The organism is Haloarchaeobius sp. HME9146, from assembly GCF_025399835.1.
GTDB lineage: Archaea > Halobacteriota > Halobacteria > Halobacteriales > Natrialbaceae > Haloarchaeobius.
In genome coordinates this window covers 576,557-600,953 of sequence record NZ_JAODVR010000002.1, presented here as the reverse complement: position 1 = coordinate 600,953, position 24,397 = coordinate 576,557, and the positions used below count along the sequence as shown (strand labels likewise).

The following is a 24,397-nucleotide window of genomic DNA, read 5'->3' as shown; positions in this document are numbered from 1 at the left end:
CGGTCGAACCGAACATCGGGTGTCAGCAACCCCGCCCTCGACGGGAACCTCCTGGAACTCGTCGACTGAGCGAACGCCGGAACTCACTCCCCGAAGGGTTGCCCGTCGAGGTACGCCAGAATCGAGTCCGTGCTCGACCGGTACTGCTTCGAGAACGCCAGGAGTCGCTCCCCATCGCGGGTCCGGTCCGACTCGATGGTGACGGTGAGCCCGAGGTTCCTGAGGTGTTCGAGCAGTTCGTCGAGGACGATCGGGTCGCCCCGGACGACGTGGGTTTCCGCGAGCACCTCGCCGGCTTCGACCGCCCGGATGGCCTCGATGAATGGTCCCAGAATCGCTTCACCGACGGCGTGCTCGCGCTCGCCGCGCGTCTTTTCGTCATCGTCCTGCTCGACCGCCATGAAGGCCTCGCGCAACACCCGGGGGAAAACGTACTCCTTCCCGTAGTCGAAGGGGTACTGGAAGCCGTAGCTGAGGTTGCCCTGGTTGGCCGCCGAGGTGGTGTACTTCAGCAGTCGCTCGCCGTCACTCGACTTCATGACGACACCCTCGCGTCCCTCCGCGTCGAGGTCCGCGATGACGGTCCGCAGGTCGGAGACGTCGTCGGGGTCGAACCGGCCGAACGACGGAACCTGCGGGATGTCGAACCGGTCACAGCACTGGTTGCGGGCATCGACGGGGAACGGAGCGCCCGTCGCCCGGTCGCGCACGTCGAACGCGAAGAAGCCGATAGAGTCGACCTCGGGGTAGGCACACGTCGTGTAGGGGTTCTCCGGGCCGACCATCTCGCCACAGAGCATCGTCTCCGGGTTCGCGTCGAAGAAATCATCGAGCGAGAGGTCTCGGCGCACGACCGAGGTCGTGAACGGGCAGACGACCCCACTCCGGGTGAACCCGAGAATCTCGCCGTCGGGCAGTCGAACCACCCGGACGTTGTAGCCGTTCAGCTTCTCCTCGGCGACGAACCGGCCGTCGAAGTGTTTGTGTACCCCTTCGGCGAGCTGGAGGGTCCGCGGAATGCTCGGGAACCCGCGGACGACGGCCCCGTCGACGATGGCGGTCCCGGTCGGGAACACGTTCGTCCGCTGGCGCAGGTGGTGGTATCCCCGACAGCGGAACGTGCGCTGGGTGAACCGGTCGGCGACCGCCTCGAAGTCCTCCCGAGAGATTCCGAGTTCGGCGACGTACTCCATCAGCTAGGGTAGGGGCCGAAACGGCTTGAGATGGCTCTGTCGAGTTCCTCAGCGGTTGAGGGAATGACGTGCTGAATAGAGGGTGCAGTCAGCACTCGACGCTCGGTCGTCTCGGCGACTGTTCGCTGAGTGCGCCGACGGACCGAGACTGCGAGTCGGTCATGGCGTCTCTGACACAGACCGGTTCGGTCGAAAACACGGTCTGCCGATCGAGTAACCGGACCCTACTGGTCTCGATCTGTCTCCTCGTCGGACGGGTCTGCGGTGGTGTGGCTGTCAGTGTCCTCGAGCACGCTTCCCGCGCCCGTGTCGTCGAAGTGCGGGATCGATTTCGCCATGATGGTGTGCGACTGGATCCACTTGCGCTCGCTCAGGGACTCGAAGCGGGGTGCGGTCTCGACCGGGTACCGGATCGGCTGACCGGGTTTCACGTCGAGGACTTCGGAGTCGTCGACGACCACGGTCCCGTCGACGATGACGTAGGGGATACCCGTCGACGGAACACCGTTCTCACCGGCCTTGTACGTCGCGTTGTCGGTCACCGTCTCCGGGTCGAACAGCGTCAGGTCCGCGATTTTTCCGACCTGAACGCGGCCCCGTTCTTGCATCGCTTCCAGGCCGGCATCCCCGAGGTGTTTCGCCGACCAGTAACTCAACTGGGAGAGCGTGAACAGCAATGGCACCTCCATTTCGCGGGCGAGCCGGAGCGTCTTCGCCATCGAGCCTGCAGTGCGGGGATGACCTGCGTACTCGGTGTAGTCAGCATCCCACGAGAGCAGATTTCCATCCGTACCGACCCCTAACATCGCGTCCGAGCCGACGGTCATCTGTGGAATCCGCAGCCAGTACGGAAGCCACTTCTTTCGCTGTGGGTTGAACAAGACGATGACCTGTCCGGGGTCGTTCTCGACGAGCGCCTGGTAGCCCTCCCTGTCGAGGAACCTGTCAGTCTGGGGGTCATAGATGGATTCTTCGTACGTGAACCCGAGCTTGTCCTCGAATATCTCTGGACGGAGGAATTCGGCGCTAACGAACGTCGAACCAGCGATGTACGGGTAGTACTCTCCCCACACGTTGTAGCCTTTCGCACGGGCCAGTTGCAACTTCTCTTCGGTCTCCCACCACCCGTAATCGTTGTCGTGGGCCACGATGAGCGGGGCATCGAGCAGGGTGGCGTTCATCAGGACCTCGTTTGTCCCGAGAGTCGCCTCGGTCGGTGTCAACCCCTGCCCGTGGAAGCGGGTGTGGACGGACGCGAGCCGGCCGTAGCGGGCAGCAGTTCGCTGGGCCTCGAACAGCTCGTAACTCGTCAGTCCGCGAGCCATGTAGGCGGCGAGAATGCCGACACCGAGCGCCCCCTGGCGAAGTTCCTCGTCCAGCTGCCGCATGACCTGGTTCATCTGGTCGATGTCGCTCCGGGTCGTCGACCAGCCCGCCACACCATCTGCAGCAGCCTTGTTGACGTACTCCTGATGTTTGGAGAAGTCCAGCGGCTCGTCTATCGTCACCTCTGGGTCGTGGACGGTCATCCGGCAGAGACTCAGGCCAGCGGTTGCGCCGTAATTAACCTGCCAGCCGGTCGTCGCTTTCTCGTCGTACCAGTCGCTGGTATGGAGGATACCGAGTTCGAGGTCCATTCCCGTGGTGACCCCGTCACGGAGTGCCAGTTTGGTCGCGAACGGGTCGACCGCGTGGAAGTGCGTATCGATGAACCCCGGTGCGACCACGAGACCGGTCGCGTCGATGGTACGGTCCCCCTCGATGTCCGCCTTGGTGATGGCGGTGATGCGACCGTCTTTCACACCGACGTTGCGAACCGCGTCGAGCATCGACTCCGGGTCGAGGACACGCCCGCCCGTGATGATGAGGTCATACGTCTGTGTAGTCGCGGTGTCGTCGTGCGAGGCGGCCCGGGCGCGACCGAACCCGGCGGCGAGGCCGGTCGCGCCGAGGCCGGCCAGGACGGTTCGGCGAGTCCACGACCCGAGCCCTGTCGGCGCACCGTTGGTCCGGTTCGGTCCCCCCTCGTGAGAAGCTGGATTCGACATCGGTATCTCCGCGGTAGTTACGGGCCAGAAACGCATGGACTGGCTCTTGAGATTCCCAGTACCGATTGCCAGAGCTATCGGGATGCTGTGGGCTGTCGCTGTTGCCCACGAGAGCGTGCCCGACAAACAGACGAAAAGTTCTCGTTCCGTCGTCCCTCTACCAGGCCGAGGTCGAAGTACTGGCCAAGAAAAAGGCGTCATCCGGGCAGAGATCTGTTCGATGGACCCAGCCCTGTGAATCAATCGAACCAGCCAATCCCTGGCACGTCAGTTTTCATCCCCGAGTCGTGCCCCGTATTCAGCACACGTCGAAAAACACCAGTGGCGAAGATATTCAACAGAGGCCTTGAGCTATATCTTCACTGGGCACCAATCTCTACCATGTCTCCACACCCCCTCAAGCAGCGGTTCGTCGTGGACACCTCGACCTTTCTCACCCAGGAGATACGCCGCGACGGCGAGGACCTCGAGGATACTCTCGTGCGGGTGTTGACGCTCATCTCGCGGGCGAAGCTCGAACTCAACATCTCGTGTTACATGCCACCATCGACCTACCAGGAGCTGGTGACCATGCTGGAGAACCGGGACACCTCCGACGACGTGCTGGCCAGTCTGAACACGTGGATAATCAAGAAAGCGCCCGCCAGACTGGAGGTCATGATCCCCGCCGACCTGGTGTATGGCTTCATCGGCGAGATGACCGACCGGGTGAACCGCGGCCTCCGGGTGTCGGAGAAGGCGGTCCGGAAGGCCGAGGAGACGCGCGTCGACCGTGGAGACGACGCCGACGACACGATGACCGAGATAGACTACGTCATCTCGGACCTGCGCGACGAGTACCGGAAGACGCTCCGGCAAGGGGTGCTGGATTCGCGCGAGGACCTCGATCTGCTGGTGCTGGCCCGGGAACTCGACGCCGGCGTGGTCACGGAGGACCAGGGCATCATCAACTGGGCCGACGACTTCGGGTTGCGGTACCTGCAGGGCCGGGACTTCCCCCGGCTGCTGGAAGACTATCTCGACGCCGTGGACGGGATGGACTGATTGGCAACCATCTGTTGGGCTGGCCCCGGAAGCCACGACCTGTCGGTGGAAGATGCAATCCGCTCTTCGTTCCCCGATTGTATGTTCAGCGCACCCGCGACCATCTATTAATCTGCCCGTCACCAAATGGTGACCTGCAGTAGCGGTACCGACCAGCGACGTCGGCGCGTTCTCCCCCTGACGTGAGACCGATGTGTCAGCCACTACTCACTGGTGAGACCAGATGGAAATCAAGAACTCGCGGTCCGAATCGGAGTCGAACGGGGGAACGAACACAGCACCGACTGGAGACACTCGAATCAGGACGCCATCACTCACCCGTCGGCACATGCTCGGCGTGACCGGCGGGACAATGACGGCTGCACTGATGGGTAGTATCGGGACCGGCACAGCCCGTGCCGGCACGGCAGGGGCGGGCTGGGTCCAACCTGAAACGGATGAAGAAGCCACGCAGAGCACGGAGAAGACCACCCTCATCACCGGCGCGAACATCTTCGACGGGAAATCAGAGACACTCATCGAGGGGATGGACGTCGTCATCGTCGGCAACAAGATACAGACCATCGGCCGGTTCGTCCGCCAGCCGGACGCCGACGTGGTCATCGATGCGGATGGACGGACCCTGATGCCGGGGCTCATCGACGCCCACTGGCATGCACTGCTGGCCACCGTCCCCCAGGCGAAGCTCGTGCAGTCCGATGCTGGCTACATGAACATCGTCGCCGCGCAGGCGAACGAGGACGCCCTGTTGCGTGGCTTCACCACTGTCAGAGACACCGGCGGCAACGTCTTCAGTCTCAAGCAGGCCACAGACGAAGGGCTCGTCCACGGGCCACGCATCTTCCCGTCAGGGCCGATGATCTCCCAGACGGGCGGTCACGCCGACTTCCGGGGGCCACTCGACGTGCCTGAAGACCCTGCCGAGCCCCTGGACTACTACCAGCGCACCGGCCTCATGCTCATCGCCGACGGGGTACCCGCGGTCCTCAAGCGGTCTCGGGAGGCGTTCCGCATGGGCGCCTCACAGCTGAAGGTGATGGCAGGCGGTGGTGTGGCGTCGTGGTACGACCCCATCGACGTGGTGCAGTACACGTCCGACGAAATGAAAGCGGCAGTCCAGGTCGCCGACTCGTACAACTCCTACGTCACCGTCCACGCGTTCAACGACAAAGCTGTCCAGCACGCTATCGACGCGGGCGTAAAGTGCATCGAACACGGCCACCTACTGGAGGAAAGCCTCGTCGCCACGATGGCAGAGAAGGACGTCTGGCTGAGTATGCAACCGATTCTCGACGACGAGGACGCGATTCCGTTCCCCGACCCCAACAGCCGGAAGAAGTTCGTCGAAGTGACCAAGGGGACCGACACGGTGTACAAACTGGCGAAATCGACGGGCGTGAAGACGGCGTTCGGGACCGACACTCTGTTCGACCCGGAACTCGCGACGAAGCAGGGCAAGCAACTGGCGAAGCTGACCCGGTGGTACTCGCCGTTCGAGACGCTGAAGATGGCGACCCACGACAACGCCCAGTTGCTCTCGCTCTCCGGGCCCCGAAACCCCTACCCGGGCACGCTCGGCGTCGTCGAGGAGGGTGCCTTCGCGGACCTGTTGCTGGTCGACGGCAACCCACTGGCTGACATCCAGCTCGTTGCGAACCCCGAGGAGAAGTTCGTCCTCATCATGAAGGATGGGTCGATTTTCAAGAACACGCTGGACTGACCGAACGGTCCAGCTCGTCATTCCTGCGGCAGCAACCGGAGAACCAGCTATCCACCCGGACGCGCCGGCCGGTCCTCCAGGTCCCGCCCGACGAGCACGCCACCCATCTCCAGGAGCTCCTCGGCGTGCTCCCAGCAGGCGTATGCGAGCCGGTAGCCCCGGGCGACCGCCACGTCCGCTCGCTGGCCGCAGGCGTAGCAGGGCTGTGTGTCCGGTGCGCGAACGATTCGCATCTCACCAGAGAGTACGCGGTCGCAGGTTTTGAACGCTCCCATGGTTTGGGAATTCAGGTGATGGGTTATCACCTTACGGCACGTATCTCGAACCGGTGAAACCGTCGATGGACATCAACAACGTCGTCACGACGAACTACCCGACGACCGACGCCGATACTCGTGTCTCGAAACTCACCGCTCACTTCGAGGATCCCTCGATACGCGCGGTCGTCGTCGAGGACGACGGAGAGATCCTGGGTGTCGTCACTCGGCGGCAATTCCTCTCTTCCCACCGGAACCCGAACGCCAAAGCGAAGTCGCTGGTGTGGCACGTCCCGACGGTCGCGCCCGACGACGACGTTCGGGAGGTCGCCGGGCTTATGCGTGAGTCCGACTCCGGACTCCTCCCGGTCGAGAACGACGGGACGGTCGTCGGCGTCGTCACGGTCGACGCCATCGTCCGCGCGGTCCGACCGGCACTGGAGGACATCAAGGTCTCCGCAGTGACGACCGCCGACCCCATCACGTTCGACCCGACGAACACGGTCGGTGCGGCGCTCAACCGGTTCCGCACCGAGCACATCTCGCACCTGCCCATCGTCGAGGAGGGTTCGGCGGTCGGCGTGCTCAGCCTCGTCGACGTGGTGCCGTTCACGACCCGCAAGATGAAGCGGACCCAGGGCGGTTCCTCGGGCATGGAGTCCACGGCGACCGGCCACGGCGGCTTCGGCAGCCGCGAAGGCGACTCCGACCGGCTGCTCGACGTCCCGGTCAGGGACTTCATGAGCACGCCCGTCGTGACGGCCGAGCCGACCGACTCGCTCGGTCACGCCGTCGACCTGATGCTCGACCGTGACGTGTCCTCGGTCGTCGTCGTCGAAGGCGACACGGTGGTCGGCATCGCCACGACCTCCGACCTGCTCGACGCGCTCGTCCGGGAAGCTCCCGGCCGCCGCGCCGTCCAGGTGTACGGGATGGACCTGCTCGACGACATCTCCTACGAGGAGGTCGTCGACCTCATCGAGGGCACGGTCAAGGACGCTCCGATGAGCCTGCTCGATGCGAAGGTCCACCTGCACGAACACGACGAGACCCTGCGGGGGACCCCGCTGCTGTACGCCCGAATGCGCCTGTTCACCGACGACGGCCGGTTCATCGCCTCCGGTGAGGGCTACGGGGCGGCGCAGGCCATCGCGGACGCTCGCGACGCGGTCCGCCGCCAGCTCATCGACGACAAGACCTACGCGAAGTCGAAGAAGCACATGGACCCCGAGGAGAAGGCCAAGATGCGCGGCTGGGAGACCGGCGCCGAGTGAGCACGAGGCCGAGCCGAAACCCGTCAGTTCGATTTTTCTTCCAGACGACCGGTTCCGAAACCCAAGCGATGCCCTCACACGTGATCCAGACGTAGGTTCATCTGAGAGAGCATGGCATCGACACAGCGACAGACCAACGTCGAGATAGTGCAGCGCATCTACACCGCGTTCAACGACAGGGACCTCGACACAGTCGTGGGCACGTTGGCCGACGACGTCGAATGGACCGAGCCAGCCGGGTTCTTCATCGGCGGGACCTTCAACGGTCCCGACGCGGTGCGAACAGAAGTCATGGAACCCTGTGCCGAGAAGTTCGAGACGTTCACCGTCGACCCCGAGCGGTTCCTCGAGGACGGGAACACGGTCGTCATTCTCGGGGCGTTCCACGCCACGACCCCAGACGGTGAGCACATCGAGAGTCCGTTCGCCCACGTCAGCGAGGTGGCGGACGGTGAAATCATTCGATTCGAGAACTTCACGGACACCGCGCTCTGGCCGTAGGTCTGACGACCAGGGCGACGACGGTTCGCGCCGCAGCGCAAGCGCTACTGAGTCAGTCGTCCTGAAAGAATGGGAGCCACGGACACGACGTGGCGAAAATCGGTGAGCGTTTATTCGAGGTGGCCGCCGTCTTCGAGGTTGTCCATGACGTCGTCGACGAACGCGTCGACGGAGTCGTACGGGAAGTCGCCGCCGGGCAGCTTCGTCTGGAGCTCCATCGCCGTCATGGAGAAGTCGCCGGACTCGAAGCGGGTGCCGGGGCCGTTCGGGAGTGCCGGGACGAGGTCCATCGGGCTGGAAATCGGGTAGTTCGCGCCCTCGAAGGCGTCGATCATCTGTTGTCGGAGATCGTCTTTGTCGACCATACCCACCCTTTCACACAGATAAATAATAAATCCTTGGGTAGTTGGGATAGCGGCGGCTCCCGGCACGCGCGCGAATCACCAGTGAACGGTTCGCGACTCGTCTCGAACCGTCGAGTGGGTCGTTACCGACGAGAAACCGGCCACTCACGGGAAACCGGCACAGCATAGATATATCTGTCTCGTGTCGTACCAGTACTTGCACAGCAACTGACCAACTATCGCCGCTCTCACCGGCTTTTTTCGGAACCTGCGAATCCCGACAGCACCGCCCGTGTCAGATTTCGGTTACACGCCGGTACTCGTCCGGGAGCGCAGCCGCATCCTCGTGCAGGAGCGCAACAACGAGGTAGTCCGCATAGCTCTCGAAGTACTCCACGACGGCCGCGATGCGCTCGGCATCGACGGCCTCCAGCGAGTCCAGCAGGACCACCGGAACCGTCTCGTACACCTCGTGGGCGAGGTAGCCCGCGAGTGCGAAGGTGAGTCCGGTCACGGTCCGCTCGGACTCGCTCAGGTGCATGACGCTGTCCTCGTAGCTCGCGCCCGTCTCGTCGCTCCTGATGACGTGCAGGTCGAAGCTGCTCCGGGTCACGTCCGTTCCGTCTTCGCGTTTCCGCTCGATCCAGATTCGTTCGACGTTCTCGTAGCCGAGGATGTCGAGCAGTTCGGCCATGTGGTCGTTGAACGACTCGACCACATCGGCTTCCAGCCGGTCGATTCGGGTGCGCTGGGCTTCGAGGTCGGCGGCAACCTGCTCTCTGCGCTCGCGGAGATCCGTCTCGCGTTCGAGTTCCGATTCGAGCTCTGCAATCTGGTCGGTCAGGTCGGCACGGCGTTCGTGCAGTCGCCCGAGTTCGAACTCGAGGTCGTTCGCGCGCTCGTGGAGCGCGACGAGTTCGTCCTCGTCGGTCGCCCGCCGCTCCTCTACCGCCGCCTCCAGCGACTCGACCTCGGCCTCTAGCTCCGCTCGCTGGCGCTCGAGGTCCTCGATTCGCCGTCGGCGCTCGACCAGTTCGGCCTCGATGGCTTCGATATCCTGGCGGAGCGCCTCGCGGCGGGCCTGCTTCCGTTCGACCGCCCGTTTCTCGGACTGCACATCGTCGAGTTCGGAAACGACGGTCGAGCGCTCGGCCCGCGCGTCCTGGTACGCCGCCTGGAGCCGGTCGACCATCCCGTCCAGCTGGTCGGTCTCGACGGTCGTTCCGCAGGTCCAGCACAGCGCCTCGTCGGGCGCGAGCGCGTCAGGGACCGAAGTCCCCGCAGCACCGCTGTCTGTCTCCCCGCCATCGCCGCTCTCGGCGGACGCCAGCCGCTCGAACAGCTCGGCGTGCTCGCCGTCGAGCATCTCACGGTTGAACGAGAGGAGGTTCTGGAGCGTGTTAGTCACCGAGTCCAGTCGTCGCTTTCGCTCCCGGTAGCGTTCCAGGTCGCCCTCGAGCTCGTCGAGTCGGGCCGCGGGCTGCTCGGGGAGCGATTCGAGCTCCTCACGCAGCTCCTGCTGTTCGGCTTCGAGCGAGGACGCGCTCTCGCGCTCGCTGTCGAGCTGGAACCGGACGTCCTCGAGGTCGCCACGGACCTCGTTCAGGTCGCCGAGCACGTCGTCGACGGTCTCGTCCGCCAGGTTTCCCTCAGCCGATTCCAGCTCCGCCTCCACCGATTCCAGCTCCGCTTCGGTCTCCTCGATATCCGCGTCGACCGCGTTCCGTCGCTGTTCGAGGTCCGGGAGTCGCTCTTTCGCCGCCCCGAGTTCGTCGAGCTGACGGTCGAGCTCCTCCTTCTGTGCCTCCAGCCGGGTGGCCTCAGCCTCGATGGCGTCGGTGTCGACGGGGCGCATCACCAGTTCCCAGAGGTCGTCGCCACGCTCGACGGCCTGTCTGGCCGGGTTGTCCTCCAGCAGGAAGGCGAACAGGTCCGCCACCTCCGGGTCGTCGAGCAACGGGGTCCCCCCGAATCTGACCCCCTCTGGCCCGCGCTCGAGCGTCCGTGTGTACGTCCCGTCTGGCGTCTGGAGTTCGACCCGACCCGCCTCTGCGTCGCCTTTCAGTGAGACTCGCTCGCTGCCGAGGCCCGCCATCAGCGCCTGCAGGAACGAGGTCCGGTTCGTCGCGTTCCGGCCGGCGAGGACGGTGACCCCCGCGTCGAGTTCGACCGTCGTCTCGTCGATGCCGCCGACGTTCTCGGCCTCGACGCTGACGGGCGTCTCACGCAACCGCGAAGTCATGCCGTAACCTCGAGTGGTATGGCAAAAAAGTCTTGTCTCGAATCGGTGTCAGGACTGCTTACACGTGCAGCCGCCGCGGTCGAGCAGGTCGCCGACCTGGTACGACCGTCCGCACTCCCCGCAGGTCACCGAGACGGACACCAGCACGTCGAAGTCGTCGAGTGCGAGCGACGACGACGCGAGCGAGCTGACCGTCGATTCTGTGACGGCCTCGGTCCGGCTCTGGAGCGCGAACAGCGTGTCCTTCGCGCGGTCGGTCTGGTCGCCATCCGGGCCGGTCTCCTTCTCCACGTCCAGGCACTCGCGCAGATGCGTGTGAACCGACTGGTGCGACACGAAGGCATCGCGAAGCGTGTCCACGTCGATTCCCGCACGCGAGAGTCGGTTCTCGACCTGCACGCGCTCGCCGCTCGAGACCGCGTCGTCGGTCAGCGCCTCGTACGTCGAGGCGACCTCGTGGCCGAGCGGGTCCTCGCCCGCGGCCCGCATCGCCGCCGTCAGCACGCGCTCGTCGAAGTAGCGCGCGAGTTCGCGGAGGCTGTAGTCGTCCCGGTCACGGACCCAGCGGTCGGCGAGCGACTCGTGGACGCCCGCGATATCGAACTCGTCGGCGACGCGACCGACCTTGCAGTCACAGACCCGTCCGTCGGTCATCTGCTCGAAACTGAACGACATGTGAGTAAAGGGGTTTCGCTAGTCGCCCTGTGCGCTCTGTGGCGCGTCGGCGACGTAGGAGTCTCGCTGGCTCATCTCCGCCTCCGAGAGGTGACAGGAGATGCGATGGCCGGTCGCAGAAACCGACTCCAGTTCGGGCTCGTCGGTCTCGCAGACCTCGCCGATCTTCTTCGGACAGCGCGTCCGGAACGGACAGCCCGACGGCGGGTCGATTGGACTCGGCACGGTCCCGTCCAGCAGGATGCGGTCGGTGCGCTTCGTCGGGTCCGCGTGTGGCACCGCCGAGAGCAGCGACTCCGTGTAGGGGTGGAACGGCGGCGAGAACACCTCCTGGACCGTGCCGAACTCGGCGATCTTGCCGAGGTACATCACGGCGAGGCGGTCACAGATGTGCTTGACGACCCCGATGTTGTGCGAGATGAACAGGTACGACAGTCCGTAGTCCTCCTGCACCTCGTTGAGCAGGTTCAGGATCTGGGCCTGCACGGAGACGTCCAGCGCCGACACCGGCTCGTCACAGACGATGAGCTTCGGCTCGACCGCCAGCGCGTGCGCGATGGCGATGCGCTGCTGTTGCCCGCCCGAGAACTCGTGTGGGTACTTGTCCGCGGCCGCGGCCGAAAGCCCGACGCGTTCGAGCAACTCCGCGACCCGTTCTTGCTTCTCCTGGCCGGTCGCGACGTCGTGTTTCTCCATGGCCCGCCCGATGATGCGACCCACGGTCTTGCGCGGGTTCAGCGAACTCTGGGGGTCCTGGAAGATCATCTGGAACTCGGCGCGCAGGCTGCGGACGTCGCTGTCGTCGAGTTCGTGCAGCGGGTGACCGTCGAAGTACACCTCGCCGTCGGTGGGGGCGAGCAGCTGTAGGATGGTCCGTGCGACCGTGGACTTCCCACAGCCGGACTCGCCCACGAGCCCGACGGTCTCGCCGGGATAGATCTCGAAGTCGACCCCGTCGACCGCCTTGACCTTCTGGCGCTCGATGCTCGGTAGACCGCCGTCGGTCGACAGCGTGAGGCCGTCGAGGAAGCTGTCCCCGGCGTCGAAGTGCTTCTTCAGGTCGTTCACCTCGAGCAGCGGCTCGCCCGACCGGTCGACGTCGGCTCGACCGGCGGCGTGGCCGTCGGCCTCGACACCCTCGGAGAGGTCGAGGTCGTTCGCGTGGACACAGGCAGCCGTCGAGCTCGTCCCGTCGACGTGCTCGAGCTCGGGGTCGCCGCCCTCGCGACAGTCGGTCGTCGCGTGGGGACACCGCGGCGCGAAGTTACAGCCCTCCGGCAGCTCCGTGAGGTCCGGCATCGCGCCGTCGAGCGTCGGCAGCTCGTCGTACGCCTGGTCGGTCTGCGGGATGGAGTCGATGAGCCCCCTGGTGTAGGGGTGGGTCGGGCGCTCGAACAGGTCGTTCATGTCCGCCTTCTCGACGAGGTTCCCGGCGTACATCACCCCGACCGTGTCGCAGGTCTGGGCGACGACGCCGAGGTTGTGCGTGATCATCAGGATGGCCACGCCCTTCTCTTCCTGCAGTTCGTTGAGAAGGTCGAGGATCTTCGCCTGCGTCGTCACGTCGAGCGCGGTCGTCGGCTCGTCCGCGATGATGACGTCCGGCTGGCACGAGAGCGCGATGGCGATGAGCACGCGCTGGCGCATCCCACCGGAGAACTCGTGCGGGTAGTCCGAGAAGCGGTCCGCGGCGTCCGGAATCCCAGTCTCGCGCATCGAGTCGATGGCGATCTCCCTGGCCTCCTCCTCGGTCACGTCCTGATGACGTTCGACCGTCTCGACGATCTGGCTCCCGACCGTGAGGACGGGGTTCAGCGAGGTCATCGGGTCCTGCGGGACGAGGGCGATCTCCTTGCCCCGGATGTCCTGCATCTCCTTCTTCGACCGGTTCAGCAGGTCCTCGCCGTCGTAGCGGATCTCTCCCCCGGTGATGCGTCCCGGTTCGTCGATGAGCTGGAGCAGCGAGCGCGCCGTGACCGACTTCCCGGCCCCGGACTCGCCGACCAGTCCCATCGTCTCGCCAGCGTGCAGCGTGAACGAGACGTCGTTACTCGCGACGACCGGTTCCGCACCGGTCTTGAACTCCGTGCGGAGGTTCTCGACCTCCAGTACTGGTTCTTGCATCTTAGCGCTCCTCCGTATCGACCTTCGGGTCGAGCACGTCGCGCAGGCCGTCACCGAGCATGTTGAACCCGAAGACGGTGATGGCGATCGCCAGCCCGGGGAAGATGATCATCCACGGTTCGGTCTGCATGAACTTCCGGCCGTTCGCTATCATCAGGCCCCACGACGGCGTCGGCGGCTGTGCGCCGAGGCCGAGGAACGACAGCGACGCCTCCGCCAGCATGGCGAACGCGACGTTGATGGATGCCTGCACGAGCAAGGGTGCCATACAGTTCGGCAAGACCTCGCTGAAGACGATTCGGGTGTCGGATTCGCCGCGGGCGACGGCCGCCTCGACGTACTCCTCGTTGCGCTCGGAGATCGCCGCGGACCGCCCGACGCGGGCGATGTACGGCGTGTAGACGAACGCCAGCGCGAGGATGACGTTGTTGAGCTGTGGCCCGATCACCACCATGATGGCGAGTGCGAGCAAGATGGGTGGGAACGCCATGGCGGCGTCCATCACCCGCATCAACACCTCGTCGACGAGGCCGCCGTAGTAGCCGGCGAACACCCCGATGGCCGTGCCGACGAACAGGGCCCCGGTGATGGCACCGAAGCCGACGTAGAGCGAGATACTGCTGCCCTTCAGGACGCGCAGGAAGATGTCTCGCCCGAGCTCGTCGGTGCCGAAGAGATGTTCGGCAGACGGTGCCTCGGAGCGGTCTTCGAGGTTCGTCTTGGCGATGTCCTCCTGCGAGATGGTCACGGTCGAGATGCCGGCGGTGACGACCAGTGACAGCACGAGCACCAGCCCGACCATCGCCTTCGTGTTGCCGCGGAACTGCTGCCAGAACCGACGCATCCGCTCCAGCTTCGCCTTCTCGACGGGCAGGAAGCCACCGCGGCTCGTCTCGGTCGACATCAGCTCTCACCCCCGTAGCGGATACGCGGGTCGAAGTAGGCGTACAGCACGTCGGCGACCAGGTTCGATATCATATACATCAGTGCGATGACGATGATGCAGCCCTGCAACAGCGGGATGTCGCGCGCTTTCACCGCGGTCAGGGTGAGCCGGCCGATGCCCGGCCAGAAGAACACCTGCTCCAGGACGACCACGCCACCGAAGGCATAGGCGAACTGGAACGCGACGACCGTGATGACCGGGATGACGGCGTTACGGAACGCGTGACGAAGCACGACGACCCACTCGGACATGCCCTTCGCCCGAGCGAGCTTGACGTACTCTTCGGAGAGCACTTCCAGCATCGACGAACGGGTCATCCGCATGATGTACGCGGTGAGCGCGAAGCCCATCGAGGTCGCCGGAAGGGTGAGGTGTCTGAGCGTCATTCCCCAGCCCTCCTCCGACGGTGCGGCGTAGCCCGTGGTCGGGAAGAAGTCGATGCCGAAGTACTGGGCCGGCCAGATGGCGAACACCAGGATGAACACCAGTCCCCACAGGAAGATGGGGATGGAGACACCGACGAATCCGAACGTCGAGGCCAGGAAGTCCGGCCAGTCGTTCTGGCGGTACGCCGCGATGATGCCCAGCGGAATCGAGAGCACGACCGCGACGCCGGTGGCGGCCACCGCGAGCATGAGCGAGCGCGGCAGCTTCTCGACGATGAGCGCCGACACGGACTCGCCCTGGAACTTGAGCGACGTGCCGAGGTCACCGGTCAACAGCCCGGTCAACCAGTCGAAGTACTGGGCGTACAGCGGTTTGTTCAACCCGAGCTGTTGCTGGAGCGCCGCCACCTTCTCGTCGCTGGCGTTCGGCCCCAGTATCAGCAGGGCCACGTCGCCGGGGAGGATGTTGGTGACGGCGAAGGTGATGACGGTGACCAACAGCAGGGTCACCGCCATGAACCCGACCCGTCTCACGAGGTAACTTGCCAGGGACATTCGTGCCTACTGTTCGAGGTAGTTGTCAGCGAACGACAGCGTGGAGCCGTCGGCCGTACCCATGTCGCCCTTGTAGTTGGGCTGTGCACCGTACAGGTTCGCCTGCCAGAACAGGAACAGGTGGCCTGCGCGCTCCTCGTGGAGGATCTCGGTGGCCTTCTGGTACTTCTCGGCGCGGGCTTCCTGGTCGTACATCCGGCGGGCGTCCTCGACGAGGGTGTTGTACTCCTCGTTCTCCCAGCCGGTGAAGAAGAACGCGCCGTTCGGGTGCAGGAACTTGTAGAACGACACGTCGGGGTAGTACAGCGCGAGGTAACTCGACGTGGTCGCCTGGAAGTTCTGCTTGGAGTAGACGTCCGAGAGCCAGGTGCTCCAGGTAATCTTCTGGATGTTCAGCTCGATACCGGCCTCGCTCGCGTCGTCGGCGATGACCTGTGCGGCCTGGACCTGTGCCGGGTAGGACTGCGGAATCTTGAACGAGACGGAGAAGCCGTCGGGCATGCCCGCCTTCTCGAGGTGTTCTTTGGCCTTGTCGATGTCACGCTCGCGAGGCTGGATGTCCTCGTTGACCCACGGGCTGCCGGGGGCCGCCGGGGACGCCGTCGCCTGGCCGGTCCCGTACAGCGCTGCCTCGGTCGCCTTCTCCTTGTCGATGGCGTAATCGAGGGCGAGCCGAGCGTGCTTGTTGTCGAACGGTTCCTCGTTGCAGTTCAGGCCGAGGTAGACGAGCGCCTTCGGGAACTTCTTCTGGAAGTTGACGCTGTCGTCGCTCTGGACGCGCTCGACGTCGCTCGGCGGGATGCCGTTGATGAAGTCGTATTCGCCGGCCTTGAACGACTGCAGGCGGACGCTGGGGTCGGTGACCTCGGACTTGACGACCTTGTCGAGGTACGGCCCGTCGATCGAGTCGTCCCAGTAGTCCTCGTTCTTGACCATCGTGAACGAGGTCTCGATCTCACGGCTGTCGAACTTGTACGGCCCGGTGCCGATGGGTTCTTTGATCTCGCTCATCTCGGCCTGCTCCTTCGGCAGGATGGCGAGTTCCTCGGTGGACATCTTCGCGATGAACGGCGCGAGGGGTTCCTTGAGCGTGAGCTCGAAGGTGTAGTCGTCAGGTGCCGCCATCGAGTCGACGTTCTGCATGAAGCCGTTCGCGAGGAACTTCTCGTTGTTCTTGACGCGCTTGTAGGACGCCAGCACGTCGGCGGAGGTCATCTCCTTCCCGTTGTGGAAGGTGACGCCCTCCTCGAGTTCGAAGGTGAACTTCGTGTTGTCCTCGGACGTCTCCATCGACTTCGCGAGGTGCGGCGAGAACGAGTAGTCGTCGTTCAGCTTGACGAGGCCCTCGACGATGTTCTCGAGGACGCGGGCCGTCGCTGCTGCACTCTCGAGGTGCGGGTCGAGGCCCTGGACGGGGACTGCGCCGCCCCACTGGAGCGTGCCGCCGGACTGCGGAGTCCCGCTGTTACCGCCGTCGCCACCGGAGCCGCCGTCGTCGTTGCCACCGCCACCGCCGCCACTGTCGCCGCCGTCGTCTCCACCGGAGCCACCGCCGAGGCAGCCCGCGAGGCCGAGGGCTCCTGTTGCGGTCGCGCCGAGGACGCCACGACGACGGAATTTACGGTACGATTCTGCATTGTCACTGTTGCTGCACCCACTGCTATCCCGTGACATACAAACACCGTCTGAGTAATAGATAATAAAGCTATGGTGAGCTATAGACAAGGCAATATTAATACTCTTCTAACATCCCCCCCTCTGAAATTACCCTAATACACCCCCTGAGTGTGGGGCAGCCCTCTAGAATAAAACGAACGTCCGAAAATACTTTGTATGGATTCGATAAAATGGACATTCATACAGCCGACTCACGTCGGCCGTCGTTCACATGCAACTCGCCTGCCTCGCACCCCCGAGTCGGTTCGACTACCCGAGCGCCATCCAACGGGTGCTCGATGCACAGCTCTCAGACCAGCCCGAGATGGAACGGTTCGCGCCACACCAGGGCGTGTTGCCAGCGCAGACCGACTACGACCTCGTCATCCTCGCCGGGTCACAGGCGCACGTCACCGATCCAGAACCGTGGTTCGGCCCACTCGCCGACTACGTCGAGCGCACACTGGCCGCCGGGACACCCTTGCTCGGGGTCTGCTTCGGCCATCAGTTCCTCGCCGACCTGCTGGGTGGGACTGTCGAGCCGCTGCCGGGGCAGCGAACCGGCGTCTCGACCATCGAACGGACCGCCGCGAGCGACGCCCACCCGATGTTCGCCGGGCTTCCGCGGTCGTTCGAGTCCTTCGTTTACCACGGCGACCACGTCGCGTCTGCTCCCCCGAAAGCCACTGTCCTGGCCCGCGACGACTCGGGAATCCAGGCCTTCGCCGCGACCGACCGGCCCGTCCTCGGCATCCAGTTCCATCCCGAGTTCACGGCCGCGATGGCGGCCCGCACCGACGCCGGCACAGCGGTCCCTGCCCTCGAAGACCGGCTCGCGGCGAGCCGGACGCTGTACGCCACCGCACTCGCGGACGGGCTCACCGCCGGAGCTTCCACTGACCGCGGGAGCGAGTCCGGGGCAACCGACGAGACGGCCGAGTCACGCGGGCAGAGCGAGCGGGCGTCGGGCAAGCCCGGGGGCGTGCGGGCAGGCGGACGGTGAAGATACGTGTCAAAATGTTGTTTTGTTGGTGCGTAGAGAAACAGTGAAGTACGGGTTCCATAGATAGCTGATAGCATGGAGGTCAGCGAGGCACGGCTGCGGAGAGACATCGAATCGAACGCCGAGTTCGGCTCGGTCCCGGTCGAGGACGGACACGCACGAACCGTCCTCACGGGGACCGACGCGAACCGGGCGGCCCGGGAGTTCTTCATCGAGCGCTGTCGCGATGCCGGGATGACCGTCAGCGTCGACGCGGTCGGGAACATCGTCGCCCGGTGGGTCCCGGAGAGCGCCGACCCCGACGCCGACCCGGTCGCCGCGGGCAGCCACCTGGACTCGGTGCCGGAGGGGGGCATCTTCGACGGGCCGCTCGGGGTGTTCGCCGCGCTCGAATCCGTCCGGGCCATCCAGGAGGCGGACATCGAACTCGCTCGCCCCGTCGAAGTGGTATCCCTCACGGAGGAGGAGGGCCAGCGCTTCGGGGGTGGACTGGTCGGCTCGGCGGTCGCCGCGGGGGACATGACCGTCGAGGAGGCCCACGAGCTGTCGGACGACGGCCAGACCCTTCGCGAGGCACTCGACGACATCGGGTTCCTCGGTGAGGGAGCCATCGACGCCAGCGAGTGGGATGCCTGGCTCGAACTCCACATCGAACAGGGCACCCGACTCGAAGACGCCGGCATCGCCGCCGGCATCGTCACCAGCATCACTGGCCTCTCCCGATGTGCCATCGAGGTGTCGGGCGAGGCCGACCACGCCGGGACAACCCCGATGGGCCAGCGCGCCGACGCCCTCGCCGCCGCCAGCGAGTTCGTCCTCGACGTGGAGGACGCCGCCAACGAGACGGTCGCCGTCGAGTCGTCGTCGGCGGTCGGGACCGTCGGCAAGGTCGGTGTCGGGCCGAACGCACCGAACGTCATCCCCGGCAGCGTCGACCTCAGCCTGGACGTTCGCGACGTGAACCCGGACGCCATCGAGAGCATCGTGGACCGGGCCCGGGCCAGCCTGGCCCGCATCGAGGAGGACCGCGACGTCGAGATCAGCTTCGAACGCCCATGGCACCGCGACCCCGTCCCGATGAGTGACCGAGCCCGGGACGCCTTCTCTGCCGCGAGCGAGTCGGCCGGCGTCGCCGCGACGGCGATGCACTCTGGCGCTGCCCACGACACGATGTTCATGGCCCAGGTGACCGACGCCGGCCTCCTGTTCGCTCCGTCGCGAAACGGCATCTCTCACAACCCCGCCGAGTGGACCGACTGGGAGGACTGCGCGGCCGCCACCCGTGTCCTCGCCGGTGCCATCGCACATCTCGCCAGCGACTGACCGCCTGTTCTCTCCTAACGAACGCCGTCTTCCGCCGCAAGCACCGCGTAGGTCAGCCTGTGTCCAGTTCAGCCACCGCATAGAACGACTCTCAGTGTTCTCGAAATGAGAACATCGAGAATCGCAGGAAGTGAGTAGGGTATCGTCGGTGAGTCCCTCGAAAACCGGCGACACAGCCGGGGCGTTCAGTTCGATGGGCGATGCACATAACGGGAACACCTATGCGAATCCGTGCTCTGCCTCCTGCTATGGCAGGGCGAGCGAACACCGGCGGCGAACCGTCACGGACCCTGAAGACAGTCTCGCGTGCGTGCGACATCATCCGAGTCCTGGAGGAACTGGACGGCGCAGGCGTCACAGAACTCGCCACGCACCTCGACATGTCCAAGAGCGCAGTCTACAGTCACCTCTCGACGCTCCGCGAGGAGCACTTCGTGGTGAAGGAGGGGGACACCTACAGACTGGGACTGCAGTTCCTGCTGTTGGGCGAATTCGTCCGGAACCAGCACGTCCTCTACCATCACGGCAAGGAGGAGATCGAGAAGCTGGCCGAGGAGACCGGCGAGTACGCCCACCTCGCGACGGAGCAACACGGCCTCGGGGTCAACCTGTACAAGGTACAGGGCGAGAAGGCGGTCGGCCGCGACTACCAGACGAACAAGCTCCAGAAGCCCGACTACCTCCACTTCTCGGCGACGGGCAAGTCCATCCTGGCTCACCTCGGCGACGAACGCGTCGAGGGAATCGTCGACGAGTACGGCCTCTCGGCGAAGACGGAGCACACCATCACGGACCGCGACGAGCTGTTCGCAGAACTCGAACAGATACGCGAACAGGGCTACGCGACGAACGAAGAGGAGGAAATCAAGGGACTGCAGGCCATCGGTGCGCCGGTCCTCGACAAGGACGACACGGTCCTCGGGTCCGTCTCGGTCTCCGGCCCTGTCAATCGGATGCAGGAGCCGGCCTACCACGACCGCATCGTCGACGCCGTCACGAGCACGGCGAACATCATCGAGGTCAACATCAATATGGCCGACACGGACACCGACCTGCCGGATTTCACCTGATTCACCCGTTCTAGTTTACTTTACAGGCCTACTCCTGTAAAGCACAGGGTCGCTAAACTGTTTTACAGCGCTACAGTTGTAAAGCAGCGGTGTCGCCGACCGCCACGAGCCGACAGTTGTCGTTTCGAGAACGGGTGGACAGCCGCCTGTCGAGCTCAGACGCCCTCACGCGCTCAGACCGCTCGAATCTCCTCGAGTATCTCGTCCTCGCGCTCGGCGTACCCGACGAACTCGACGATGTCCGCGGTCCAGCCCGAGATGTTGTAGACGCCGTCGTACCCTTCCGGAGTCGCGAGGTCTCCGTACGCCTGCAGGTCGACCATGTAGAGCGTCGCGTCCGGGGCGACCACGTCGCGGTAGCGGGTGAACCACTCGCGAACGCTCTCGTCCGAGCCCCACGTGGAGTCCCAGACCTGCATGTCCGTCAGGACGACCACGCGGTCGTACTCGGCCGCGTTCTCGACGAGGTGTCGGAAGGCGAGCCACGCGTTCGTCGACCCACCGACGCGCCGGTCGCGAATCTTCCGGGCGCGCTCCAGCGTGGGGGTGTCGGTGTGCGTCGAGACCGTCTCGAAGTCGCTCGCGAACACACCCACGTCGGCTCCCTGTGCCTGCAGGACCGCGCCGAAGAACGACGCGATCTCCAGGTAGGTCATCTCGGAGCGCCCCGAGAGCCGCGAGTCCATCGACCCCGAGAGGTCGACCGCCACGAACGTGTTCCCGAGGTCGTCGGGCAGGTTCGTCGCCGTCGCGTCGACGGCGCGAGAGAGCCAACGCTCGGTGTGCTCGTCCGCGACCCCCGCCGCGGTCACGGCCTCGTAGGCCTGGTAGAACCTGAAGGGGTAGACCATCGAGTCACGGACGTAAGCCAGGTCCTCCTCGGTGAGAATCTCCTCCCCGTCGAGGCCGGCTTCCAGCATGTTCCGGAGGTTCCGGATGGTCGCGAAGAGCCCCATCTTCGGCAGGACCTCCCGCCACGCGTCGGCCGTGTTCCCCTTCTCGGAGATGACGACCTCCCACGTCTCGGGCGGGTCGAGTGGCTGGACCTCCGGGTGGTCGTCGAGGTCCCCCAGCACGAGGCGCTCGAAGACCTCGTCCTCCTCCGGCGTCTCGGGCTTCGGGTGGACGAGGTTCATCACGTCTCGGAATTTCACCTCGCGGTTGCGGTTGTCGTACTTCGCGAACTGGTAACGGTCGAACTCGTGGAACGAGTCCGCGAGACCCTTCTTGAGCGGCTTGGGAATCGGCTTCCCGAAGAGGTCGAGCTGCATCGCCGTGACCGTGGTCAGTTCGTCGGCGCGCCGGATGACCCGCGGCGCGTACTCACGGACGTACGTCTTAGCTTCCTCGTGCTGTGCTGCGAGCACGAGCAGCAGGTTCGACACGTCGCGCAGGTACAGCTCGGTCCGGGCGTACGCCGCCAGCTTGAGCACGAACTCCGGGTCCTCGTCGGCCGCCGCGGTACACCGGGTCGCGAGCTTGCGCAGCCGGTCCTCGTCGGACTCGTAGAAGCTGTCCTCGAGCAGGTTGTTCACGACGACTTTGTACAGGCCCAGTTCCGGGCTCTCCGGCTGGTACGCCTCCGCACCCTCGAAGTTGGTCGTACGCTGTGCATCGGTCGATCTGGTGCGGTTGAACTTCATCGCTATCACGGTGGGAAAGGTGGCCTCAATGGCCTGCGCCCACCAGCGCGTTCGGGGTGGAAACTGCGACCCCAGTACGGAAAGTGGAAGTGCGGGGAAAACCGCGGGAGCGTGGCCCATTCGGGCCGGGTCAGGATGAAGTATCGCTCCCACTCGCCCCGTAATTCGACTGAGCGACGGTTTCGTCATAAGCCTTCAGGCAGTGTGTGAGTACGTTCCACCTGCCGAGAAGACTGGGCCGGAGGTACCGACAGTACGAGGCTGCCGGTCGTCGCACGTCGAGACCAGGATTCGAACCTGGAACCGCTCGGCTAACAACCGAGTGCACGACCAATCGTGCTATCCCGACAGTGGAATCGCGCGGAATCGAACAGCGAGCCATCTCCGTGCCACGGAGACGTTCTACCATTCGAACTACGACCCCAGCATAGGCACACGAGGAGTCGAACCTCGATCTGCACCTCGTGAGGGTGCCGTCGTCCCGCTGGACCATGCGCCCACGGCAGCTGGCGAACGGACACCGCGTTTCCGGTGAAAGTTGCCAGCAGCAGAGCGGAGCGGGTAGGATTTGAACCTACGTTGGACCACTGAAGTAGCTCCAGACCTCGCGCCAGTGGCGAATATCGGTCCGGAGACGCTACCGCTCCGGCGCGCGGGCCCCCGTGACGAGCGTCGATGCGCCAGGAATCGAACCCGGTACGTCCGTTGGAAACGAAGTAACTCCACGACTCGCACCGGCCTGCCGGTGAAAATACGTGTGGAGGGATGTCGCGGCTACCAGCCCTGCACCGGTCTCGTCACGACCGCCCGCGGCGGGAGTCGAGTGGGCAGGCCTCGACTCCGGAGGACACGAGTGGGAGTCGAACCCACCACAACCGTCGCGCAAATCGATGCGCGACCGTGTCAGGTACCTCGGCCTCGCGGCGTTATCGGCGCTGTGCAAATTTTACACAGTGTACACAGTCTACACCGTGTAGAAAGTTCGGTTGTTTCAGGCCTTCTGGCCTGCGTCCTGTAGTTAGCAAGGTCGAAGGGGCGAGCAGGGGTCGAACCACGGTCGCTCGACCGCTCCCTGATTCGACCTCCTCGCACCACTGCATCGCGCTCACTGTCGTTCGCACACTTCGAAGGGGCGAGCAGGGGTCGAACCTGCGTCTTCTGGGTAGCGACCAGATGGAATGTGCCGAAGGAACTCCACGACTCGCACCGACAGCGGTGAATAGCTGTGTGGAGTGAATTGTTCTATCCTATCGCCCCGAACGTGTGGAGGGGCCCGAGAGACTCGGGCGAGCGGCGTGTTCGCCTCGCGAACACGCCAGCGTCAGCAAGGGATGGCAGCGTCGGCAGTTGGGATGACTATGGCTATGGGATGGCCGCGCTACGCCAGGTTCAGGCCGGGACGGCCTGGGATTCGATTGCGACCTCGTGGACGGCTTCGACACCGAAGCCCTCCTCCAGGTCGGCTCGGACGGTACTGTCGTCGGGTTGTTCGGACAGCAGCGTAACGGTCACCTCGACGTCCACCTCGATGGCGTTGAGGCTCGGCGTGATGCCGGTGATGCGTTCGACGTCGACCGCGTCGAGTTCGTCGATGCGGGCGATGACGGTCGCAGCGCCGGACATCAGGTCGCCCGGTGCGCCGTCGGGAACGCGGACGCGCAGGTGTGCCGTTACGGCTGTCTCGTGGCTGAGACGAGTCTGTGCCATAAGTGCTCCCGCCGAGATTCGAACTCGGGTCCCGGCCTCGAAAGGGCCGTGTGATTGTCCAGCTACACCACGGGAGCGACGCCCCCGGCGCAGCGTCAGCTGCCACCGAGGACGAAAGGGTACGGGCGCGTGAGGGCGTGCTTCGAGACCCGGGCGACGGGAGCCACCTCCCAACCAGGTCCCGGGATTCCCACACCTCGGGCGCGAGCCCATCGTCGATGGGGAACCCCAGCGGCTGACAGCGATGCCTCTCTGCGACGAGGCGGTGTGCCCCGGCAGCGAGCATCGCGCCCCCACGCAGGGGGCAGCGCCCAGCGAGGGATTCGAACCCTCGTCCGACCCGCGACAGGGGTCGATGATCCAGCCTGGCTACACCAGCTGGGCGAGCGTGCACGAGCGACGGTAGCGTGGCACAGGGGCGGCCACGCGAGCCAGCACTCGCGACTGTTGGCACTCATCACGGAACCGTCACTACCGAGTACCTATCAGAACAGAGTCGTGACCCGCCGATGGTGAGTCGTGGAACGAATTCCGTTCGATCCAGAGAACCCGCCCACCGGCGCACATGGCGTCACCTCGACAGCTGAGGTCGAGAGAACGCCCAGGGCCACGAAACGGCCTTATGCGGCACCGGCAGAGACGGACCGAACGGCGGGGCGACCGGAGAAGGCCACGTACCCGGTGCG

General features: G+C 64.8%; 19 protein-coding genes and 3 tRNA genes. 7 read left to right on the top strand and 15 right to left on the bottom strand.

Annotation, left to right across the window (positions count from 1 at the left end; translation table 11 throughout):
• Positions 1–83: 83 nt before the first annotated feature.
• Both N6C22_RS20575 and N6C22_RS20570 read right to left on the bottom strand, forming a co-directional pair.
• Positions 84–1,193 carry an RNA ligase gene (locus N6C22_RS20575; RefSeq protein WP_261653089.1) on the bottom strand — a complete coding sequence of 370 codons (1,110 nt, stop codon included), beginning with the start codon at positions 1,191–1,193 and terminating at the stop codon, positions 84–86.
• A 224-nt stretch (positions 1,194–1,417) separates the two neighbouring features.
• A complete protein-coding gene (locus N6C22_RS20570) occupies positions 1,418–3,241 on the bottom strand; it encodes an amidohydrolase family protein (RefSeq protein ID WP_261653088.1) in 1,824 nt (607 codons plus the stop codon).
• A gap of 381 nt (positions 3,242–3,622) precedes the next feature.
• Between N6C22_RS20570 and N6C22_RS20565 the strand changes: the two genes are divergently transcribed.
• Positions 3,623–4,285 (top strand): RNA ligase partner protein, encoded by a 663-nt coding sequence (locus tag N6C22_RS20565; RefSeq protein WP_261653087.1) that lies wholly within the window; start codon positions 3,623–3,625, stop codon positions 4,283–4,285.
• A 223-nt stretch (positions 4,286–4,508) separates the two neighbouring features.
• Positions 4,509–6,005, top strand: coding sequence for an amidohydrolase family protein (locus tag N6C22_RS20560; protein WP_261653086.1), 1,497 nt, complete (start codon positions 4,509–4,511; stop codon positions 6,003–6,005).
• Between the two features lie 47 nt (positions 6,006–6,052).
• Here the strand turns inward: N6C22_RS20560 and N6C22_RS20555 are convergent, their stop codons facing one another.
• Positions 6,053–6,280 (bottom strand): hypothetical protein, encoded by a 228-nt coding sequence (locus tag N6C22_RS20555; protein WP_261653085.1) that lies wholly within the window; start codon positions 6,278–6,280, stop codon positions 6,053–6,055.
• Between the two features lie 65 nt (positions 6,281–6,345).
• On the opposite strand from N6C22_RS20555, the gene N6C22_RS20550 reads away from it, so the two are divergent.
• Together N6C22_RS20550 and N6C22_RS20545 are read left to right on the top strand one after the other, a co-directional pair.
• Positions 6,346–7,536, top strand: a complete 1,191-nt coding sequence (locus N6C22_RS20550; protein WP_261653084.1) for a CBS domain-containing protein — start codon at positions 6,346–6,348, stop codon at positions 7,534–7,536.
• Between the two features lie 111 nt (positions 7,537–7,647).
• Positions 7,648–8,037 (top strand): nuclear transport factor 2 family protein, encoded by a 390-nt coding sequence (locus N6C22_RS20545; protein WP_261653083.1) that lies wholly within the window; start codon positions 7,648–7,650, stop codon positions 8,035–8,037.
• Between the two features lie 110 nt (positions 8,038–8,147).
• Here N6C22_RS20545 and N6C22_RS20540 read toward each other — a convergent pair whose 3' ends face one another.
• The 7 genes from N6C22_RS20540 to N6C22_RS20510 form a co-directional block, all read right to left on the bottom strand.
• Positions 8,148–8,402 (bottom strand): MTH865 family protein, encoded by a 255-nt coding sequence (locus tag N6C22_RS20540; protein WP_261653082.1) that lies wholly within the window; start codon positions 8,400–8,402, stop codon positions 8,148–8,150.
• Between the two features lie 274 nt (positions 8,403–8,676).
• Positions 8,677–10,623: an archaea-specific SMC-related protein gene (locus N6C22_RS20535; RefSeq protein ID WP_261653081.1), complete on the bottom strand. Its 1,947-nt coding sequence runs from the start codon at positions 10,621–10,623 to the stop codon at positions 8,677–8,679.
• 48 nt (positions 10,624–10,671) lie between these two features.
• Positions 10,672–11,277 (bottom strand): rod-determining factor RdfA, encoded by a 606-nt coding sequence (rdfA, locus tag N6C22_RS20530; RefSeq protein ID WP_261653080.1) that lies wholly within the window; start codon positions 11,275–11,277, stop codon positions 10,672–10,674.
• 39 nt (positions 11,278–11,316) lie between these two features.
• Complete coding sequence (locus tag N6C22_RS20525; RefSeq protein ID WP_261653079.1) at positions 11,317–13,422, bottom strand: dipeptide ABC transporter ATP-binding protein; 2,106 nt, start codon at positions 13,420–13,422, stop codon at positions 11,317–11,319.
• Position 13,423: 1 nt separating this feature from the next.
• Entirely contained in the window at positions 13,424–14,326 is a 903-nt protein-coding gene (locus N6C22_RS20520; RefSeq protein WP_261653078.1) for an ABC transporter permease, read from the bottom strand.
• Entirely contained in the window at positions 14,326–15,309 is a 984-nt protein-coding gene (locus tag N6C22_RS20515; RefSeq protein ID WP_261653077.1) for an ABC transporter permease, read from the bottom strand. The genes N6C22_RS20520 and N6C22_RS20515 overlap by 1 nt, the downstream gene beginning before the upstream one ends.
• Positions 15,310–15,315: 6 nt before the next feature.
• Positions 15,316–16,983 (bottom strand): ABC transporter substrate-binding protein, encoded by a 1,668-nt coding sequence (locus N6C22_RS20510; protein ID WP_261653075.1) that lies wholly within the window; start codon positions 16,981–16,983, stop codon positions 15,316–15,318.
• Positions 16,984–17,197: 214 nt separating this feature from the next.
• Between N6C22_RS20510 and N6C22_RS20505 the strand changes: the two genes are divergently transcribed.
• The 3 genes from N6C22_RS20505 (at position 17,198) to N6C22_RS20495 (ending at position 20,361) form a co-directional block, all read left to right on the top strand.
• Complete coding sequence (locus N6C22_RS20505; protein WP_261653074.1) at positions 17,198–17,968, top strand: type 1 glutamine amidotransferase; 771 nt, start codon at positions 17,198–17,200, stop codon at positions 17,966–17,968.
• 75 nt (positions 17,969–18,043) lie between these two features.
• Positions 18,044–19,291 (top strand): Zn-dependent hydrolase, encoded by a 1,248-nt coding sequence (locus tag N6C22_RS20500; RefSeq protein ID WP_261653073.1) that lies wholly within the window; start codon positions 18,044–18,046, stop codon positions 19,289–19,291.
• Positions 19,292–19,539: 248 nt separating this feature from the next.
• Entirely contained in the window at positions 19,540–20,361 is an 822-nt protein-coding gene (locus N6C22_RS20495) for an IclR family transcriptional regulator (protein WP_261653072.1), read from the top strand.
• Positions 20,362–20,534: 173 nt separating this feature from the next.
• On the opposite strand, the gene N6C22_RS20490 is transcribed toward N6C22_RS20495, so the two are convergent.
• The 5 genes from N6C22_RS20490 to N6C22_RS20470 all read right to left on the bottom strand — a co-directional run bounded on the left by N6C22_RS20490 (position 20,535) and on the right by N6C22_RS20470 (position 24,095).
• Complete coding sequence (locus N6C22_RS20490) at positions 20,535–22,004, bottom strand: TROVE domain-containing protein (RefSeq protein ID WP_261653071.1); 1,470 nt, start codon at positions 22,002–22,004, stop codon at positions 20,535–20,537.
• A 428-nt stretch (positions 22,005–22,432) separates the two neighbouring features.
• Positions 22,433–22,503, bottom strand: a tRNA-Val gene (locus N6C22_RS20485).
• An 890-nt stretch (positions 22,504–23,393) separates the two neighbouring features.
• Positions 23,394–23,711, bottom strand: a complete 318-nt coding sequence (locus N6C22_RS20480) for a hypothetical protein (protein ID WP_261653070.1) — start codon at positions 23,709–23,711, stop codon at positions 23,394–23,396.
• Positions 23,712–23,714: 3 nt separating this feature from the next.
• Positions 23,715–23,788: transfer RNA gene (locus N6C22_RS20475), tRNA-Glu, on the bottom strand.
• A 231-nt stretch (positions 23,789–24,019) separates the two neighbouring features.
• Positions 24,020–24,095, bottom strand: a tRNA-Asp gene (locus tag N6C22_RS20470).
• Positions 24,096–24,397: the final 302 nt, after the last annotated feature.